The sequence below is a fragment of the Sphingopyxis sp. LC81 genome (assembly GCF_000756375.1).
GTDB lineage: Bacteria > Pseudomonadota > Alphaproteobacteria > Sphingomonadales > Sphingomonadaceae > Sphingopyxis.
In genome coordinates this window covers 98,622-118,345 of sequence record NZ_JNFD01000036.1, presented here as the reverse complement: position 1 = coordinate 118,345, position 19,724 = coordinate 98,622, and the positions used below count along the sequence as shown (strand labels likewise).

The following is a 19,724-nucleotide window of genomic DNA, read 5'->3' as shown; positions in this document are numbered from 1 at the left end:
GGCCGGGGTCGGGGTCGGTGTTTCGATTGGCTTACGAATGGTCTGCTGAAACGGCGAACGCAGCACCGGGGCGGACGAACCGGGCGGTGTCGACTTCGCAGGCGCGGACACAGCCGCGGCGGGCGTTGCGGCGGCCGGCCGGGGGGCCGGTTCCGAAACGGGGTTGCGGCCTGACGGCGCGGGCGTCGCCGACATGGTGGTTCGCCGCTGGTCGCCCGTCGCCTGACGCTTGCCCGTCGCTGCAGCCGGCGGGGCGGCGGACGGCGGCGTGGCGGCGGCAACCTGCACCGGCTTGCGCTTTGGTCCCAATTGCCCGTTAGGGAAGCGCCCGAAGTGGGCGGCCGCCGCCTGTTGCGCGGGATTGAGCCGGTCCATCTGGGTCAGATAGGGCATGATGTTCTGCGCCATCGCGGGCGGCATCGTCGCGTTGACGATGTCGGTCGCTTCCTTGTCGCGGCCGTTCATCGCGAGGATCATCGCGCGCAGGCGCCAGGCGCCGCGGTCCTGCGCGCGCAATTGCGGCGTCAGCAACGCTATCGCGCGATCGGCATCGCCGCTGATCCCGAGCGACAGCGCATAGCGCCGCGTCAGTTCGTCGTTGGGCGCGATCGACAGCGCGAGCTGGTAATCGCGCTGCGCCGCGTCCTGCTGTCCCAGCAAATCGCGCGCGAGGCCGCGGTCGGCGAGGAACAGCCGCTCGGGCGCGCCCATCAACTGCGCTTCGCCGAAATAGTCGAGCGCGCGCGTCGGATTTTCCATATGGACCACCGCCGAACCGAGTGCGGCCTTGACCGCGCCGTCGCGCGGGCTCGCCTGTTCGGCGCGGACAAGGAAGCCGAGCGCGGCGCGATAATCCTCCAGCTCGATCGACGCGCGGCCGGCATTGAGCAGCGCGGACGTGTCGCTGTTGTTCGACGCGATGCGCGCGAGTGAGGAGGACAGGAGCGCACGCGCCGCGGTCCGCTTTTCCATCGCCGCCTTGGTCGCGGGATCGGGCGGAGTCACCTGCGCATGAACGGACGACAGCGCGGCCGTTCCAAACAGCAGCGCACCGAGCGCGCCGACGATCCGCCGTGCGCGCGCCGGCTTCGCCGTCAATTTCGCTTGCCGCATGGGCAACTCATCCCGATTTCCGGCCCGCCGTGCCCGGCGGGCGGCCCCTCGATAGCCCTGTTACTGGTTGTTTTGCCGCCCGAGGAAGCGCGGAATATCGACTCCGTCCTCCTTGCCGCTATCATCGCTATCGGGCGCCGAAGCCCCGCGCGACAAGCGCGACATGCGCTCGAACAAGGTTCCGCCACCGACCGACCGCGCGGGCGATTCGTCCGCCGGCGTCGGATCCGCGGCAGGTGCCGCGCGATATTCGGCCGGCGCTTCGGGCGCGTCGAGCACGAGTTCGTCGGCGGTATCGTCATAGCTCGCGGCGACCTGCGACAATTCCATCGGCTCTTCTTCGGCAACGGCTGCCGGAGCATCGCGCTCGGCCGTGTCGCCCAGCGAGAAGCCGGGGGCCGGATCCGCGTCTTCCACCGACGCTGCCTCGGAGAGGACTTCTTCCTGAACCGCCGGCTCGACCGTCTCTTCGACCACCGGCGCGGGAGCCGCTGCGCGCGCGGGAGCGAAGGAGAAGCTGCGCGTCGCGGGCGATGCCTGCGCCGCCGTTTCGCCGTTGCTGTCGATGCCGGTGGCGACGACCGACACGCGGATCTTGCCGTCGAGGTTGTCGTTGAACGCGCTGCCCCAGATGATGTTGGCGTCGGGATCGACCAGCTCGCGGATATGGTTCGCGGCTTCGTCGACTTCCATCAGGCGCATGTCCTCGCCGCCGGTGATCGAGATGATGACGCCCTTTGCGCCCGCCATCGACACGCCGTCGAGCAGCGGGTTGGCGATCGCCTTTTGCGCGGCTTCCAATGCGCGGCCGTCGCCTTCGGCTTCGCCGGTGCCCATCATCGCCTTGCCCATTTCGCGCATCACGCTGCGCACGTCGGCGAAGTCGAGGTTGATCAGGCCGGGCATGACCATCAGGTCGGTGATGCCGCGCACGCCCTGCTGGAGCACTTCATCCGCCATGGTGAAGGCTTCTTTGAAGGTCGTGTTGGGGTTGGCGACCAGGAACAGGTTCTGGTTCGGAATGACGATCAGCGTGTCGACATGATCCTGCAGCTCGGCAATGCCCGAGTCCGCCGAACGCATGCGGCGCGCGCCTTCGAAGGTGAAGGGCTTGGTCACGACGCCGACGGTCAGGATGCCGCGGTCGCGCGCCGCCTTGGCGATCACGGGCGCCGCACCGGTGCCGGTGCCCCCGCCCATGCCCGCCGCGACGAAGCACATATGCGCGCCGTTCAGCGCCTCTTCGACCTGGATGATGCTTTCCTCGGCGGCCGCACGGCCGACCTCGGGCCGCGAACCCGCGCCCAGCCCCTGGGTGATCTGCGTCCCCAGCTGGATGCGCCGTTCGGCCGGCGAAGCGTTGAGCGCCTGCGCGTCGGTGTTGGCGACGATGAAATCGACGCCCTCGACACGTGCGGCGATCATGTTTGCGATGGCATTGCCGCCCGCGCCGCCGACGCCGATCACCGCGATGCGCGGCTTCAGCTCGTCGACCTGCGGCGGGCCAATATTGATGCTCATCAAAAAGTCTCCCTGCAGCGGCGGACAGGTGCCGCTTCCCCAACCTTGCGACCCGACCGGGCGGGTGTCCATCCGCCCGGTTTTCTGCACCCGCATTGCACTATTGTGACGTGGGAATCACCCAAAAAATTAACCTTTTCGTCGCGTATCATTCAAAAACTGCTCTTAAGTGCCGCCATGAGACGATGAAGGATCGAAGTCCCCGCCGGCTTGTACACATCCTGTGCCATCATCGGCAGGTCGCGAAGATCGACGGGGTCCGATGCGGCATAGAGAACCAGACCTGCGAGCGTCGCGAAAGCGGGGCCACTATGCGCATCGGGCAGTCCGTGCAAGCCGCGCGGTCGCCCGACGCGCGCGGCACGCCCGAGCGCGCTTTGCGTGTAGTCGGCGATGCCTTTCAGGTCGGCGCCGCCGCCGACAAGTACGACCTGACGCCCGATCGGACCGACGAAATGCAGGTCTTTGAGCGTCCGGCCGATCTCGCCCATCATCGCGTCGAGCCGCTGGCGGATCACCGACACCAATTGCGCACGCGTGATGCGCGGGGAGTCGCCGTTCGTCGGGGCGCCGGGCTCCAGCTCGATGATCTCATTATTGTCGCGCGGGCTGGCCGAGGCCGAACCGTAGAAGCTCTGCAGCCGCTGCGCCTGGCTGCGGCGAATGCCAAAGGCCGAGGCGATGTCGTCGGTGATGTCGCTGGCGCCGAAGGGCAGCGACACCATTTCGACGAGCATGCCGCCAGCATAGAGCGACACCGTCGTCACCGCCGCGCCGAGTTCGACGAGCGCGACGCCAAGGTCGCGCTCCTCGTCCGAGAGGCAGGCGAGCCCCGCCGCGATCGGCGAGGCCGCGACGGCGTTGACGTCGAGATGCGCCTGGCGGACCGCGGCCTCTAGGTTCCGCACCGGCGCGCCGTCGGCCATGATGATGTGGATATCGACGCCCAGCCGGTCGGCGTGGAGCCCGATCGGGTTCTTCACGCCGTTGAGCCCGTCGAGCGTATAGAGCGCGGGCTGCGCGTGGAGGATCATGCGGCCTTCGGGGTCGATACCGGCGCGGCCCGCGGCAAGCAGGTCGTCGATATCCTCCTGTTCGATGCGGTGGCCGCCGAGTTCGCTTTCGATCGGCGCGACGTCGCTCAAAAGCCCGCCAGCCGAGAAGCTGACCCAGACATCGTCGATGTTGAGCCCCGCGATGCGTTCGGCCTGTTCGATCGCCTCGCGCACGATATGCTCGGTCTGTTCCATGTCGGCGACATAGCCGCGCTGGACCCCGCGGCTCTCGCGCTGGCCGGTGCCGAGCACGTGCAGCTGGCCGTCGGCGGTCTGCCCCGCGATCAGCGCGCAGACCTTCCACGACCCGACATCGAGCGCGGTGATGATCTTTTCGATGCGCGGCGGCGCCATGGCTTACCCCTTCTCCGCCGAGGCTTGGGCGACCGCATCGACCACGGCGCGCGCATCGTCGAGCTTCGCGGGCGCCACCTGCCCTTCGTGCGGCAGGCGCAGCACGAAGCGCGCGGGGTCGCGCATGTCGAAGCGCAATATGCCGCGCCCGAGCAGGCGGTTGGCGCCGTCCATATGCGCGAATTTGGCGAGCGCCGCCTTGGCTTCGGCTTCGCCTTCGGGAAGCGACAGCGTCTCGCCGCTGCGGAAACGCAGGTCCCAGCGGCGGTTGCCGACCCACGTCGCACCCGCGAGCAATTCCTTGAGGCTGCTCGCCTCGGTCAGCAAGCGGTCGAGGTCCTGCGAGCGCTGGTTCGCCTTCGGTCCGATGACGAGCGGCAGGTCGGGCATCGTCGCGACGGTGACGGGTTCGAGCACGACGCCCTTTTCGTCGATCAGCGACAGGCGGTTGTTATGCTGCCAGATCGCCGCCGGGGTGCGCTCGACGATGTCGACGACGAGCGTGTCGGGCAGGCGCCGCGACACGCGCGCATCCTTGATCCAGCCATAGCGCATCAGGTCGCCGCGCACGTCCTCGAGGTCGACCGCCGCCATCGAGCGGTCCTTCTGCGCGAGCGCGATGTCATAGACTTTGAGCCGGTCGATGCGGTCGGCACCGACCACCTCGACCTTCTTCACCTGAAAACCCGCGCGGCCGACGGCCTGCGCATATTCCTCGTGAATCTTCGCGGTGACGCCGGTGGCATGCGCACCGATCGCGACGACGGCGCACAGGCTGAGACCGATCGTCCAGTTCGCGACCTTCTGCAGCCGCTGCGGGCTGATCGGCAGCGCGTTGATGATCGCGTTGAGGCGCGATGTCTGGACCTTCCGCCGCTTCTTCGGCGCGCGCGCCGGTCGGCGCGGCGGCGCCTTCCCACGCTTGATCTGTGTCTTGCTCATGATAACGCTTCCCCCACGATGCGTTCGACGAGTTCGGCATAATCCATGCCGACGGCGCGCCCCTGTTCAGGCACGAGGCTGAGCGCCGTCATTCCCGGCTGGGTGTTGACCTCGAGCAGGAAGATGCCCGCGAGACCATGTTCGTCGTCCCAGCGGAAATCGGAGCGCGAGGCGCCCTTGCAGCCGAGCAGCCGGTGCGATTGCAGTGCCAGATCCTTCATCCGCTGCGCAACGTCGTCGGGCACGTCGGCGGGGCAGACATGTTCGGTCAGCCCGTCGGTATATTTGGCGTCATAGTCGTAGAAGCCCGATTTGACGCGCAGTTCGGTGACCGCGAGCGCCTGATCGGCGAGCACCGCGACGGTCAGTTCGCGGCCCTTGATAAAGGGCTCGGCGAGCAACCGGTCGAATTCCTGCCAAGGCCCTACGGCTTCGCGCGCGATCGGGTTGCCGTAATTGCTGTCGTCCTTGACGATCGCGACGCCGACCGACGAGCCCTCGTTGACGGGCTTCAGCACATAGGGGCGCGGCAAGGGGTCGACTGTAAAGAGGCTTTCGCTGTCGACCATCGTCCCCGTCGGCATGGGAATACCATGCGGCACCAGCGCCTGCTTCGTCAATTCCTTGTCGATCGCGATCACCGAGGTGACGAGACCGCTGTGGGTATATCTGAGACCCATCAGGTCGAGCATGCCCTGCACGGTGCCGTCTTCACCCGGAACGCCGTGGAGCGCGTTGAACACAACGTCGGGCTTCGCCTCGGCGAGGCGCAAAGCGACGTCGCGGTCCATGTCGATGCGCGTGACCTTATGCCCGCGCGACTCCAGCGCGTCGGCAACGCCGTTGCCGCTCATCAGCGACACCTCGCGCTCGGCCGACCAGCCGCCCATCAGGACGGCGACATGCCACGGACCCCGGCTCACTTCGCCACTCCCACGCGCTGTATCTCCCATTGCAGTTCGACGCCGCTCTTGTCCTTCACGCGGCGGCGGACTTCCTCGCCCAACGCCTCGATATCGGCGCTCGTGGCCTCACCCGTGTTGATGAGGAAATTGGTGTGCTTCTCGCTGACCTGCGCGCCGCCGACCGCGAAACCGCGGCAGCCCGCGTCGTCGACGAGCTGCCAAGCCTTGTGCCCGTCGGGGTTCTTGAAGGTCGAACCGCCGGTCTTCGAGCGCAGCGGCTGCGAGGCTTCGCGGCTCGCCGAGATGCGGTCCATTTCGGCCTGAATGGCGGCGGGTTCGCCGTGCTGGCCGCGAAAGGTCGCACCGGTCACGACCGCGCCTTCAGGCAATTCGCTGTGGCGATAGGTATAGCCGAGGTCCGCGAGCGGCAGCGTCTTCTGCTCGCCCGAACGCAGCACGACGTCGCAGTCGATCAGGATATCCTTGACCTCGCCGCCATAGGCACCGCCGTTCATGCGCACGAAGCCGCCGACGGTGCCGGGGATCGAGCGCAGGAATTCCATCCCGGCGATGCCCGCATCGCGAGCGGTCGAGGAAACGAGAATGCCAGAAGCACCGCCGCCGCAACGCAGCGTCGTGGCGTCGAGCGCTTCGACCTTGGCGAACGCTTTGCCGAGCCGGACGACGACACCCGGAAAGCCGCCGTCGCGGACGATGAGATTCGATCCGAGCCCGAGCGCCATTACCGGAACGGCGGGATCGAGATCGCGCAGGAAATCGGCGAGGTCGTCGGCGTCCCTGGGCTCGAACAGCCAGTCGGCGGGGCCGCCCGACTTGAACCAGACGAGCGGCGCGAGCGGCGCCTTGGCCGTCAGCTTGCCGCGCACCGTGGGAAGGGTTGCGACGGCGCTCATGCCCCCTCCACCGCAGCGGCGAGGCCCGCCGCCATCTTGGTGATGTCACCCGCGCCGAGGCAGATGATCTTGTCGCCCGCGCCGAGGTCACCCGCGGCGATGCTCGCAGCGATGGCGGATGCGAGCGCGCCGGCGTCGGCGACGACATTCGCCTGACGATGCCCGCGATCGCGCAGCCCCGCGACGAGCGTATCTGACGACACACCGTCGATCGGGCTTTCGCCGGCGGCATAGACGGGCAGCGCGAGCACGATATCGGCGTCGTTAAACGCCTGCTGGAAATCGTCCATATGGTCGCGCAGGCGCGTGAAGCGGTGCGGCTGGACGACGGCGACGACGCGGCCCGCGCCGACGCCCTCGCGCGCAGCCGAGAGGACAGCGCGGATTTCGACCGGATGGTGCGCGTAATCGTCGATCACTGTGACGATGCCCTCGCCCGCCGCAATCTCGCCGACCTTGGTGAAGCGGCGCTTGACCCCGGCAAAGCCGTGGAAGCCCGACACGATCTTGTCGTCCGAAACACCCATGTGGAGCGCGACCGCAATCGCCGCCAGCGAGTTCTGGACATTGTGGCGGCCCGACATCGGCAAATGAATGCCCTCGATCGTCCGGCTGTTCCCGTCGCGGTCGCGCACGACGACGTCGAAGCGGTTGCCGTCGGGGCCAGGCACAACATTGGTGCCGCGCACGTCCGCTTGCGCCGAAAAGCCATAGGTGATGATGCGGCGGTCGCGGATGCGCGGGATGATCGCCTGCACCTCGGGATGGTCGAGGCAGAGCATCGCGGCACCATAGAAGGGCACGTTCTCGATAAATTCGACGAAGGCGTCCTTGATCGCGTCGAAGCTGCCATAATGGTCGAGATGTTCGGGATCGATGTTGGTGACGACCGCGATCGTGCCGTCGAGGCGCAGGAAGCTGCCGTCGCTCTCGTCGGCCTCGACGACCATCCAGTCGCTGGCGCCGAGGCGCGCGTTCGAGCCATAATTGTTGATGATGCCGCCGTTGATCACGGTCGGGTCGATCCCGCCGGCGTCGAGCAGCGCCGCGACGAGGCTGGTCGTCGTCGTCTTGCCATGCGTGCCCGCGATCGCGACGGTCGATTTCAGGCGCATGAGCTCGGCGAGCATTTCGGCGCGGCGGACGAGCGGTATGCGCCCGGCGAGCGCCGCCTCGACTTCGGGGTTGCCGCGCTTGACCGCGGTCGAGGTCACGACGACCGCGACCCCGTCGACGTTCGACGCCTCATGCCCGATCGCGACCTTGATGCCGCGCTTGCGCAGACCCTCGATGACATAGCCATCGGCGATGTCGCTGCCCTGCACCTGATAGCCGAGATTGTGCATCACCTCGGCAATCCCCGACATGCCGATGCCGCCGATGCCGATGAAGTGGATGGTGCCGATGTCGGTCGCAACGCCGCGCATCATTTATCTCCCGTGCGGGCGGAGGCCATGCCGCTTGCGGCCGCACGCTGGCCCGAAGGCGCTCCGACGCGGATCACGTCCATCATCGGCGGCGCGACGAGCGATTCGACGAGGTCGGCAAGATCGCGCGTCGCATCGGGAAGCCCGCAGCTCGCCGCACGCTCGGCCGCCGTTTCGAGCGCGCCGGGTTCGAGCGCCATGCGCTGGATATGCTTCGCGACCTCGGCCGGGGTGAAGGCCGGCTGCTGAAACGCGATCGCCCCGCCCGCTTCCACGAGGTCGACGACATTATAGGTCTGATGATCGTCCATCGCGTGCGGATAGGGCACGAAGATCGCCGGGCGCCCGGCACAGGCGAGTTCGGCGACGGTCGAGGCGCCCGCGCGCGCGATCACCATATGCGCCCAGCGCAGCCGTTCGGGGAAATCCTTGATGTAGGAAGCGCATTCGGCGGCGACGCCCAGCTCGGCATATTTGGCGCGCACCGCTTCGATATCGTCTTCGCGGCACTGCTGGACGACCTGCAGCCGGTCGAGCAACGCGCGCGGCAGCATCGCGATCGCCGCGGGCACGACTTCGCTGAGCACCGTTGCGCCCAAACTGCCGCCGACGACGAGCAGGCGAAAGATGCCATCTTCGGGCAGCGGCGGGAAGCCGTCGTCGCGGATCGCGATGATCTCGTCGCGCACCGGATTGCCGGTGATATGCTTCTTCAGCTCATGCCCCGCGGGATAGCGCTGGATGTTGTGATAGGCGACCGCCACCGCATCGACGCGCGGCGCCATCATCCGGTTGACGCGGCCGAGCACGGCATTCTGCTCATGGAGCACGCGCGGCCGCTTCATCGCGCCCGCGGCGAGCAGGCTGGGCAGCGAGGGATAGCCGCCAAAGCCGACAACGACAGCGGGATCGAACTCGCGGATCAGGTCGATCGCCATGCGCCGCCCCTTTCGGATCGCGAGTGCGGCCTTCAGCCAGCCGACGGGGCCGCCCGATACCCGGCCCGCGGGCAGGACGTGCGTTTCCATCTCGGCGGGCGCGCCCGGAATCTTGAGCCCGCGGTCGTCGCTGACCAGCGCGACGCGGTGTCCGCGCGAAATCAGTTCGCCCGCGAGAGCGTAGGCGGGCAGCATATGTCCTCCCGTCCCGCCGGCGGCGAGAAGGAAGTGGCGCGTTGCGGTCATTTCTTGTTCCAGTTTCGGGTCATCGACACCCGTGCCGCATAGGGGTTCCGGCGGGTCAGCGACAAGAGCAAACCCATGCCGATCGACAAAGCGATGAACGACGAGCCGCCATAGCTGATGAACGGCAGCGTCATCCCCTTCGACGGGAAGATCTGCGTGTTCACCGCCATGTTGATCACCGCCTGCCCGCCGAACTGCGCGATCAGGCCCGCGACCGCGAGGATCAGGAAGCTGTCTTCCTCGTCGAGCAGGCGGACGAGGACGCGCACGATGATCGCGAGATAGAGGACGGCGATCGCGATGCACGCGATCATCCCGAACTCCTCGCCGATGACCGAGAAGATATAGTCGGTGTGCGCTTCGGGCAGCTGGAACTTCGCAAGCCCCGCGCCGGGGCCGGTGCCGATCAGCCCGCCCGCGGTGAGCGTCGCATGCGCCTTGTCGACCTGGAAGCTGTCACCCTCGGCAAAGAGCCAGATGTTGATGCGCTGCTGCGCGACGGGATAGAAGAAATAGGCGAGCACGAGCCCGACGACCCCCGCTCCCGCCAAACCGGCTAGGATGCGCATCGACAGCCCCGCGACCATCACCAGCACCAGCCAGGTCGCGACGAAGATGACCGTTTGCCCCAGATCGGGCTGGCCCATCAGCAGCAGCGCGATGACGCCGGTGAGCGCGAGTGCGAGCGGCACGACGGGCAGGCTCTGATCGTGCAGCCGCAGCGACAACACCCACGCGAGCGACACGGCGAAGAAGGGTTTGAGGAATTCCGACGGCTGGAGGCGGAACACCCCGCTGCCGATCCATCGCTGCGCACCGTTCACCGACGTGCCGACGAGCGGCACGAGGAAGAGGAGGACGAGGAAGGCGATCGTGCCATAGATGGCGAAGCGCCGCGCCTGCGGCTTGGGCAGCATCGACACCATCAGCATCACCGGCACGCCGACGATCACCCACATCAGCTGGCGATAGAAATAATAGAGCGGGTCGAGCGACGCGGTCGAAGTCGACAGTTTCTGCGCCGCGACGGGCGACGCCGCGGCCACTGCGACCAGCCCGACCGCAACGAGAATCGACACGAGCAGCAACAGCACGCGATCGATTTCCCAGAACCAGAGGCCGAGCGGGGTGCGGTCGGCGCGGCTGAGGCGCGGTCCGCGGCGTTTCGTGGTGCGCGTGGCGGCGATCACCGGCCTTTCGGTCGCGCTCTCCATATTGTCTCCCCCGCTCATGCCCCGAGCGCCTGAACGGCGGCGCGAAACGCATCGCCGCGCTGCTCATAATCCCTGAACTGGTCGAACGACGCACACGCCGGCGAGAGCAGGACGATATCGCCGGGTTTCGCCGCCGCCGCGGCTTGTTTCACCGCCGTCGCCATGTCGCCCGACCGTTCGACCGGAATCGCATCGCCGATCTCGGCCGCGAACGGCTCCATCGCCTCGCCGATCAGATAGGCGCGTTTGACATGGCCGAACCACGGACGGCACGCCGCGAGGCCGTCGCCTTTGGCCTTGCCGCCCGCAATCCAGTGCAAACGCTGGTCCGGCGCTGGCGGGAAAGCCGCCAGCGCCGGTGCAGCGGAAGCCGCATTGGTAGCCTTGCTGTCATTGAACCAGCTGACCCCCCCGACTTCGCCGACCAATTCCATACGATGCGGCAGCGATTTGTACGTCGCGAGGCCGCGTTCGATCTGTTCGTCGTTCAGCCCCAGCACGCGGCACACGGCGATCGCGCACACGGCGTTCTGGGCATTGTGCGGCCCCTGCAATGCGGGCCAGCGCGCCTGATCGACCGGATCGACATCCTTTGCCGATACGCGGTGGAGGCGGTGATTGATGCGGCTCGCGATCATCTTCGACGGATCGTCGTCGACCGCGACGATCGCGACCTGATCGCGGTGCTGGAGGCCGAACAGCCGCGCCTTCGATGCCGTATAGCCCGCGAAGCCGTCGTAGCGGTCGAGATGGTCGGGGCTGAGGTTGGTGAGCACCGCGATGTCGCACGCAAGGCTGTGCGAAAGGTCGATCTGATAGCTCGACAGTTCGAGCACATAAACCCCGCCCTCGGGGAGCGGGTCACGCGACAGGATCGGCAGGCCGATATTGCCGCCCATCAGCGACGGCACCCCGGCGCTTTCGAGCATATGCTGGATCAGCGCGGTGACGGTCGACTTGCCGTTCGTGCCGGTGATGCCGACGACCTTGTGCGCGGGCAATTCGTCACGGGCTTCGGCAAACAGCTCGATGTCGCCGATCACGGGAACATGCGCCTCGCGCGCATGCACGGCGATCGGGTGGCGGTTGAGCGGCACGCCGGGCGACACGACGACACCGGCAAAGCCGATCAGGTCGATCTCGAGCGGATTGCCGATATCGGCGCTGAGTGCCATCGCATCGTCGCGCGCTTCCTCGCGGTCGTCCCATGCGGTGACGCCCGCGCCGCTCGCGACGAGCGCCTCGACGGTCGCGAGGCCCGAGCGCGCCAGTCCCAGTACCGCGTAGCGGCGACCGGCAAAGGCGCGCGAGGAGATCAACGGAGTTTCAAGGTCGCGAGCCCCGCGAGTGCAAGGACGATCGAGACGATCCAGAAACGGATGACGACGGTCGATTCGGGCCAGCCCAATTGCTCGAAATGATGGTGGATCGGCGCCATGCGGAACACACGCTTGCCGGTGCGCTTGTACCAGAAGACCTGAATAATCACCGACAGCGCCTCAACGACGAACAGCCCGCCGACGAGGACGAGGACGAGTTCATGCTGCGCGGTGACCGCGATTGTCGCGAGCGCCCCGCCGAGCGCGAGGCTGCCCGTATCGCCCATGAACACCGCCGCGGGGGGCGCGTTGAACCACAGAAAGGCGAGGCAGGCGCCGATGATCGCCGCGGCGAACACCGCAAGCTCGCCCGCGCCGGGGACGTGCGGAATGCCGAGATAGCCCGCGAACTTCACATTGCCCGAGAGGTAGACGATGACGAGGAAGGTCAGGCTGGCGATGATCACGGGGAAGGTCGCGAGGCCGTCGAGTCCGTCGGTGAGGTTCACCGCATTGCCGAAACCGACGATCAGCACCATCGCAAAGACATAATAGAGCGGCCCGAGCGGGACGACGATTCCGCTGAAAAAGGGCAGATACAGGTCCGTGCCGGTGCGCGACACGATCAGCAGCACCGCGACTGCGGCGATGGCAAATTCGATCAGCAGCCGCACGCGCCCCGGAATCCCGCGATGGCTGGCCTTGGTCACCTTGTCGAAATCGTCGAGAAAGCCGACGACGGCGAAACCCGCGGTGACGAACAGACAGGCCCAGACGAAGCGGTTCGACAGATCCATCCACAAAAGCGCGGAGATCATCAGCGAAATGAGGATCATCAGCCCACCCATCGTCGGCGTGCCCTTTTTGGCGAGGTGGCTTTGCGGGCCGTCCTCGCGGATCGGCTGTCCCTTGCCCTGCCGCATCCGCAGCATCAGGATGAAGCGCGGGCCGATCCACAGGCCCAGGATCATCGCAGTCGCGACCGCGGCCCCCGAGCGGAAGCTCAGGTAGCGAATGAGGTTGAGAGCCCCCGGAAAGCCAAGCCATTCCGCCAGCCAATATAGCATCAATAGTCCCCGTTGGTCAGCGCCGTCACGACATGCGACAGCCCGACGCTGTTCGACCCCTTGACCAGCACGGCGTCGCCCGGACGGATCAGGTCCTTCAGCCGCCCTACCGCGGCCGAGTGGGCGGGCACATGCTCGAAATCGATGCGTCCCTCAAGCGCTTTGGCGAGCGGCGCCATCTCTTCGCCGACAAGCAGGGCGAATTGCACCCCCGCCGCGACGAGCGGAGCCGCGAGACCCGCGTGATACGCCTCGCCGCCCGGCCCCAGCTCCTTCATCGCGCCGAGAATCGCGACCTTGCGGTCGGCGGATTCGGTGCCGAACTGGGTGACCGTCGCGGCCATCGAGGCCGGATTGGCGTTGTAGCTTTCGTCGATGACGAGGATGTGGCCGCCGGGCACCGCGACGCGGTGGCGTGCGCCGCGTCCGGTGAGGCCGCCCATCTCGGCAAAGGCAAGGCCCGCGGCGGGCAGGGCGCCGCCGACAGCCTTGACCGCCGCAAGCACGGCGAGCGAATTGGACACCCAATGCGCCCCCGCCTGCGCGATCGTGTAGCAGAGGAGCGAATCCTGCACCTGCGCGGTGACGAGCGAGCCGCCCTTCCCGTCCGAAAGCCAGTCGACCGCGCGGACGTCGGCGCCGTCGCCGAGGCCGAAGCTCACGACATGGGCGGCATGCTGTTCCGCCTTGGCGCGCAGCCTTGCATAATGCGGGCTGTCGAACGGGACGATCGCGGTGCCGCCGGGTTCGAGCCCTTCGAAAATCTCGCCCTTCGCGTCGGCGATGGCCTCTTCGCTGCCAAAATATTCCATATGCGCGGGGGCGATGGTGGTGACGATCGCGACGTGCGGGCGCACCATGCGCGTCAGTTCGGCGAGTTCGCCCGCATGGTTCATCCCCATTTCGAACACGCCGAAATCGGCGGTCGACGGCATGCGCGCGATGCTGAGTGGCACGCCGACATGGTTGTTGTAGCTTTTGACCGAGCGGTGGGCCTTGCCCGGGCGGAAGCGGTCGAGCGCCGCAAACAGCGCTTCCTTCGTCCCCGTCTTGCCCGCCGAGCCGGTCACGCCGATGATCCGGCCATGGCTGCGCGCACGCGATGCGATGCCGAGCGCGTTCAGTGCCGCGGCGCTGTCGGCGACGCGGACGTGGGGATGATCGATCGCGGTTTCGCACACAATGCCGACGGCGCCCGCGGCAATCGCCTTGTCGATGAAGGCGTGACCATCGGCGACCTCGCCCTTCATCGCGACGAAGAGGTCGCCCTTTGTCACCTCGCGCGAGTCGAAGGCGACGCCCTGCACGGTGAAGTCGGCGCTGGCGGTCCCGCCCGTGGCAGTTGCGATGGCGCGCGCGGTCCAGAGCGGGTTCATGCCGCCTCCTCGCGCGCAACGGTCACATCGTCAAAGGGAATGACGCGCATGGCGTCCCCGCGGCCGACAATCTGGCCCTGTTCGTGCCCCTTGCCCGCGATGCAGACGATGTCGTCGGCGCGCGCTTCCCCGATCGCGGCGGCAATCGCGGCGCGGCGGTCGCCGATGACCTGCGCGGCAGGTGCAGCGGCAGCGATTGCGCCTCGAATGACGGCGGGATCTTCGCCGCGCGGATTGTCGTCGGTGATGATCAGCACGTCGGCCTTTGCCGCGGCGACCTTGCCCATTTCAGGGCGCTTCGCCTGGTCGCGGTCGCCACCGGCGCCGAAAACAAGGATCAGGCGGCCGCTCGCGTGCGGGCGCAACGCGTCGAGCGCGGCCTCGATCGCGTCGGGGGTATGCGCATAATCGACATAGACGGGCGCGCCCGTCCGAGTGATCGCCGCGCGCTCGAGGCGGCCGCGCACCGGCTGCAGCCGCGCGAGATTGCCGAGCGTCTGCGCTGCGTCGCCGCCGGTCGCGATCACGAGGCCCGCAGATACGAGCGCATTCGCGACCTGATAGGCGCCGATCAGTGGCAGATCGACCTTTTGCGTGAGGTCACCCGCCGCGATGACGAGCGACTGGCCGAGTTGCGTCGGTTCGCGCGAGACGAGGCGGAGCGTTTCGCCCTTCGTGCCGACGCTCAGCAGGTGGACGCCGCGCGCGATCACCGCTTCGATCACTTCGGCCGAATAGGCGTCATCGGCCCAGATCACCGCCGCGCCATTCTGCTCGACCACTTCGTCAAAAAGCCGCATTTTGGCGGCGAGATAGGTCTCCATCGTGCCGTGGTAGTCGAGATGATCGTGGCTGAGGTTGGTGAATGCGGCCGCCTTCACCGGCAGACCCTCGGTGCGATACTGGTCGAGTCCGTGGCTCGACGCCTCGAACGCGGCGTGCGTAATACCTTCGGCCGCGAGACCCGACATGTTCGAAAGGAAGGTGACGATATCGGGCGTCGTCAGCCCCGTAGAGGCGCTGTCCATCGAGGTCGTGATGCCAAGCGTGCCGATCGATGCGGCGTTGAACCCGGCCATCCGCCACAGCTGGCGCGTCATCTCGACGGTCGAGGTCTTCCCGTTCGTGCCTGTTACCGCGACGCAGGTCGCGGGAAAGCGGTGAAAGAAGCGCGCGCCGATATGCGCAAAGGCGCGGCGGGGGTTGGCGTCGGCGATATGCACCGCACCCTCGACCCGCGCTTCGGGACGCGCGACGATCGCGACGGCGCCCGCTTCGATCGCGGCAGCGATGAAATCCTCGCCGTTGAATTTTTCACCGACGAAGGCGCCGAAAATCGTCCCCGGCGCGACCTTGCGATGATCGATCGCAAGTCCCGTAACGACGGGATCGCTACCCCCCCGCCCCTGATCGTCGAGCAGCGCGGCGAGACGCATCAGTGCGTTTCCTCATTTCTCCGCAGCAAGGGGATGAGCTCGGAGACATCGACGTCGCGGCTTTCGTCGGGGAAAACGCCCAACATCGGCCCCGCGCGCGTCACGACCTTGCGCACCACGGGCGCTGCGGTCCAGCCTGCAGTGCGCTGGCCCGAACTATACGCGTTCCCCTTCGGCTCGTCGATCATCACGATCACCACATAGCGCGGGTTGTCCATCGGGAAAGCCGCCGAGAAGGTCGAGACGAGCGAATGGCGACGATAGCCGCCCGCACCCGGCTTTTCTGCCGAACCCGTCTTACCCCCGACGCGGAAGCCCGGCGCGTTCGCCTGCTTGCCGGTGCCATCCGAAACGATGAGGCGAAGCAGCTGGCGCATCCGCGCGCTGGTCGCCGCCTTGAACACGCGGCGGCCCTGCGGCGGCGCCTTGTCGCCGAGCTTCATCAGCGTCGCGGGACGATAGATGCCGCCGTTGACGAGCGCGGCATAGGCGCTCGCGAGATGCATCGGGGTCACCGCGATGCCGTGGCCATAGCTGGTCGTCATCGTGGTCACGCGGCCCCAGTCCTTCGGCCACAGCGGGAAAGCCCGTTCCTTGAGGTCGATCTGCGGGCGCTTGTCGAAATCGAGGTTGCGGAAGAGCCGTTCCAGATTCTCGCGCCCGAGTTCGTCGGCGATACGTGCGGTGGCGATGTTCGAGCTTTCGATCAGCGTCTCGGGCACATTGTACCAGCGGCCGGGATGGCTGTCGCGGATGCGGAAACCGGCGATCGGTAGCGGCGCCGACGCATCGTAACGGCGTGCCATGCTGGTGATCGTGCCGTCGTCGATGGCGGCAGCGATCGACAGCGGCTTGAAGGTCGAACCGAGCTCGTAGAGATTATAGGTGACGGCGTTGCGGCGCGTCGCCGGGTCGCTGCCGGTCAGCTTGTTCGGGTTGAAGGTCGGGAGCGATGTCATCGCCGCGACTTCGCCGGTGTGGACGTCGAGAATGATCCCAGCGCCGCCGATCGCCTCGAGGTTGGCGACCGCCGAGCTCAGCTCGCTTTCGAGCACGCCCTGCACGCGCGCGTCGATCGACAGCGCGAGCGGCTCGCCGCGCGTCGCCTTGTCGATCAGCCGCTGGTCGAATGCGCCTTCGACCCCCGTGACGCCATGCCCCTCGGCATTGGTGAAGCCGAGCACATGCGCGGCCAGGGTCAGCTGCGGATAGAGGCGTTCCTTTTCGCGCGGGAAGTCGAAACCGACATCGCCGATCGCGTTCACCGCCGCGACCTGATCGGGCAGCGCGCGGCGGCGGATATAGGTCGGGCGCGACCCGCTGACCTTTGCGAGCAATTCCTCGCGCGGCGTGTCGGGGAAAATCTTGTGCAGCTCGTCCGCGAGATATTGCCGGTTGTTGAGCAGCTTCGACGGGACGACGCGAATCGAATAGCCGTCGATCGTGCGCGCGAGCGGCACGCCGTTGCGGTCGACGATGTCGGCGCGCGCTGGGACAAAGGCGGTCGCCGCGTGGGCGCTCGACGAGGTATCGAACAGCGCGAAATAGAGCAGCCGCACCGACACAACGAAAAATGCCGCCATGAACAGCAGCATCAGGATCATCAAACGCTGTTGTGCGGTCAGCAATATCTGCTGCCGCACCCCGGCAGTTCGGACTCTCGTTGGGCGGACGACCAGCGTGTTCATCGGCCGGACTTGCCTCCTGCCGCTTCGGCCGCCGCCGCGCGCTTGAGGTCGGCGAGCGTCGATTCGGCGAGCAATTGGTCCTCGATCATCTTGAGCTGTTCGCGGCGGCGCGTGGGCGCCATCCGCGGTGCCACATCGCTGCGGATCGCGGTGTCGGCCTGTGCGAGCACGACCGGCTTGGCGGAGGGCTTCGCCGCGGCGGGCTTGCCGGCGACCGGGCTTTCTTTCGGCGCGCTGACGGCAGGCGTGCCGACGGGCGACACCATCGCCATCAGCACCGGCGCGACCTCGTTGGCGCCGCGGGCCCGCGGCAGGCGGTCGAGCGACGCAAGCTGACGCTCGCTCGCCAGATACTGACCCGCATCGGGCGCCGAATAGCCGAAGGTGTCGGCATTCCATTGTTCGAGCTGACGCATCGAGGCGCGCACCGCGAGTTCGGATTCGAGATAGCGGATATTGTCGCGCGTCCGGTCGATCTGCCGTTCGATGCGCGTCAGTTCGCTGCGCGTCGCCGCGACTTTCAGCGACACGGGATAAAGCATCATCGCGAAGATGAGCACGAGCAGGACCAGGCCGATCCCCTGGAGCTTGCGGGCCGCCATCAGCATGACATCGCCTCCTTCATCGTCGAATGCGCCGGAGCCGAGGTCCGGACCGCGCTGCGCAGCGTTGCCGAACGGGCGCGCGGATTGCGCGCCTCTTCGGCCTTGCCCGGGCGCACTTTGCGCGCCGGGGTTTCGAACGTTGCGGCCCGCGCCAGAGGGATCGGCGCGGGCCGGTGGCGCGAACCCGCGGCATCGCCACCGCTACGTTCGCGCAGGAAGTTCTTCACAATGCGGTCCTCGGTGCTGTGAAAGCTGACCACCGCGAGGCGGCCGCCCGGACGAAGCAGCCGCTCGGCGGCATTGAGGCCGGCGATCAATTCATCGAGCTCGCCGTTCACATGGATGCGGATCGCCTGAAAGCTTTTGGTCGAAGGATCCTTGGGCGCGCCCGGCGGATGGCGCAGCGCCTTGCGGATCACCGTCGCGAGTTCGCCGGTACGCGTCAGCGGACGCGCCGCGACGATCGCGCGCGCAACGCGGCGCGACTGGCGTTCGTCGCCATAATGGAAAAGCACGTCGGCGATTTCGGTTTCGTCGGCACTGTTCAGCCAGTCGGCGGCGCTTTCGCCCTCCTGCGCCATGCGCATGTCGAGCGGGCCGTCCTTCTGGAACGAGAAACCGCGCTCGCCCTGGTCGAGCTGCATCGACGACACGCCGATGTCGAAGGTGATGCCGTCGACCGCGTCGATCCCGCGCTCGGCGAGCAGCCGGTCGATCTCGCTGAAGCGACCGTGGATCAATGTCAGCTTGCCGCCAGCCTCTTCTACCAGCGCCTGCCCTCCGGCAATCGCGTCGGGATCACGGTCGCAGGCGACGACGTCGGCGCCCGCGGCGAGCATCGCACGCGTGTAGCCGCCGGCACCGAAGGTCGCATCGACGTGGCGTTCACCGGGTTGGATGGCGAGTGCGGCGAGGACTTCTTCACGGAGGACCGGATCGTGGCGGGGATCGCGCGGAAGGTCGGTCACTTGCGCCCCTTCCCTTTTGTCGCATCCCACGACGCCGCGAGGCGCCGCAGCACCGGGTCGGCCTCGGCACATTCGGCCAAGGTCGGCAGCCACCAGATTTCGAGGCGGCGGCCCGAGCCCACAAAAGCGGTCGCGCCGGCATCGCCGACGCGGTCGCGGTGGATGAAGCTGGGAAGGAAGCGACCGCTGTCGTCGAGCGTATAGGGCTCGGTGTAGCTGAAGCGCTTCTTGAACTCGCTGTCCTCGTCGAAGTCGAGGTTGCGCAGCCGCGCGGTTTCGCGGTCGCGTTCGATCTCGCCGTTCAGCCGGTCATATTGATCCTGGCCATAGGCGACGAGGCAGGGCAGCTTTTCGTGAAAGCCGACCCAAAGCACGCGCTGGCCGTCCGCAATGAGGGGCACATTGTTGCGGAATTGTGAGGGGACGGCGATGCGCCCCTTGCCATCGATCGCGGCGAAACTGGTGCCCGCATACTGGCCGGGCGTCACAATCGCCATCGCTCTGCCCCCCGTATTCGCGCCACCGGGCAAAACTTCCCCGTCCCCGGAATCGCATGATTCCAGCTAGTTCGGCACAGGTGGAGAATGCCCCTCTCCGATTCCTGAGTATCAACTAAAGATCGGGGTGGAAAGGGGT

At 67.1% G+C, this 19,724-nt stretch carries 16 protein-coding genes and 1 pseudogene; all 17 read right to left on the bottom strand.

Annotated elements, in window-relative coordinates; all coding sequences use genetic code 11:
• Positions 1-1,113, bottom strand: a pseudogene (locus FG91_RS17805) (tetratricopeptide repeat protein); the annotation flags it as partial.
• A gap of 60 nt (positions 1,114-1,173) precedes the next feature.
• The gene (gene ftsZ, locus FG91_RS17800; protein ID WP_037517638.1) at positions 1,174-2,634 is read right to left on the bottom strand and encodes a cell division protein FtsZ; all 1,461 of its coding nucleotides are present in this window, start codon (positions 2,632-2,634) and stop codon (positions 1,174-1,176) included.
• A 152-nt stretch (positions 2,635-2,786) separates the two neighbouring features.
• Positions 2,787-4,043: a cell division protein FtsA gene (gene ftsA / locus FG91_RS17795; RefSeq protein ID WP_037517636.1), complete on the bottom strand. Its 1,257-nt coding sequence runs from the start codon at positions 4,041-4,043 to the stop codon at positions 2,787-2,789.
• 3 nt (positions 4,044-4,046) lie between these two features.
• Positions 4,047-4,985, bottom strand: coding sequence for a cell division protein FtsQ/DivIB (locus tag FG91_RS17790; protein WP_037517634.1), 939 nt, complete (start codon positions 4,983-4,985; stop codon positions 4,047-4,049).
• Positions 4,982-5,908, bottom strand: a complete 927-nt coding sequence (locus tag FG91_RS17785; protein ID WP_037517632.1) for a D-alanine--D-alanine ligase — start codon at positions 5,906-5,908, stop codon at positions 4,982-4,984. The genes FG91_RS17790 and FG91_RS17785 overlap by 4 nt, the downstream gene beginning before the upstream one ends.
• On the bottom strand, positions 5,905-6,804 hold the full coding sequence (gene murB / locus FG91_RS17780) for a UDP-N-acetylmuramate dehydrogenase (RefSeq protein ID WP_037517630.1): 900 nt from the start codon (positions 6,802-6,804) through the stop codon (positions 5,905-5,907). Before murB ends, FG91_RS17785 begins: the two co-directional genes overlap by 4 nt.
• The gene (gene murC, locus FG91_RS17775; protein WP_037517627.1) at positions 6,801-8,231 is read right to left on the bottom strand and encodes a UDP-N-acetylmuramate--L-alanine ligase; all 1,431 of its coding nucleotides are present in this window, start codon (positions 8,229-8,231) and stop codon (positions 6,801-6,803) included. Before murC ends, murB begins: the two co-directional genes overlap by 4 nt.
• Positions 8,231-9,415, bottom strand: coding sequence for an undecaprenyldiphospho-muramoylpentapeptide beta-N-acetylglucosaminyltransferase (gene murG / locus FG91_RS17770; protein ID WP_037517624.1), 1,185 nt, complete (start codon positions 9,413-9,415; stop codon positions 8,231-8,233). Before murG ends, murC begins: the two co-directional genes overlap by 1 nt.
• Entirely contained in the window at positions 9,412-10,647 is a 1,236-nt protein-coding gene (locus FG91_RS17765; RefSeq protein WP_037517622.1) for an FtsW/RodA/SpoVE family cell cycle protein, read from the bottom strand. Before FG91_RS17765 ends, murG begins: the two co-directional genes overlap by 4 nt.
• On the bottom strand, positions 10,644-11,948 hold the full coding sequence (gene murD / locus FG91_RS17760; protein WP_037517620.1) for a UDP-N-acetylmuramoyl-L-alanine--D-glutamate ligase: 1,305 nt from the start codon (positions 11,946-11,948) through the stop codon (positions 10,644-10,646). The genes FG91_RS17765 and murD overlap by 4 nt, the downstream gene beginning before the upstream one ends.
• Positions 11,945-13,015, bottom strand: coding sequence for a phospho-N-acetylmuramoyl-pentapeptide-transferase (gene mraY, locus FG91_RS17755; RefSeq protein ID WP_037517617.1), 1,071 nt, complete (start codon positions 13,013-13,015; stop codon positions 11,945-11,947). Before mraY ends, murD begins: the two co-directional genes overlap by 4 nt.
• A complete protein-coding gene (locus FG91_RS17750) occupies positions 13,015-14,391 on the bottom strand; it encodes a UDP-N-acetylmuramoyl-tripeptide--D-alanyl-D-alanine ligase (RefSeq protein WP_037517614.1) in 1,377 nt (458 codons plus the stop codon). Before FG91_RS17750 ends, mraY begins: the two co-directional genes overlap by 1 nt.
• On the bottom strand, positions 14,388-15,827 hold the full coding sequence (locus FG91_RS17745) for a UDP-N-acetylmuramoyl-L-alanyl-D-glutamate--2,6-diaminopimelate ligase (RefSeq protein WP_037517612.1): 1,440 nt from the start codon (positions 15,825-15,827) through the stop codon (positions 14,388-14,390). Before FG91_RS17745 ends, FG91_RS17750 begins: the two co-directional genes overlap by 4 nt.
• Entirely contained in the window at positions 15,827-17,515 is a 1,689-nt protein-coding gene (locus FG91_RS17740) for a peptidoglycan D,D-transpeptidase FtsI family protein (protein WP_037517610.1), read from the bottom strand. The genes FG91_RS17745 and FG91_RS17740 overlap by 1 nt, the downstream gene beginning before the upstream one ends.
• On the bottom strand, positions 17,512-18,123 hold the full coding sequence (locus tag FG91_RS17735; RefSeq protein WP_052187840.1) for a hypothetical protein: 612 nt from the start codon (positions 18,121-18,123) through the stop codon (positions 17,512-17,514). The genes FG91_RS17740 and FG91_RS17735 overlap by 4 nt, the downstream gene beginning before the upstream one ends.
• Entirely contained in the window at positions 18,117-19,088 is a 972-nt protein-coding gene (gene rsmH / locus FG91_RS17730; protein ID WP_037517607.1) for a 16S rRNA (cytosine(1402)-N(4))-methyltransferase RsmH, read from the bottom strand. The genes FG91_RS17735 and rsmH overlap by 7 nt, the downstream gene beginning before the upstream one ends.
• Positions 19,085-19,585 (bottom strand): division/cell wall cluster transcriptional repressor MraZ, encoded by a 501-nt coding sequence (locus FG91_RS17725; protein WP_037517605.1) that lies wholly within the window; start codon positions 19,583-19,585, stop codon positions 19,085-19,087. Before FG91_RS17725 ends, rsmH begins: the two co-directional genes overlap by 4 nt.
• Positions 19,586-19,724: the final 139 nt, after the last annotated feature.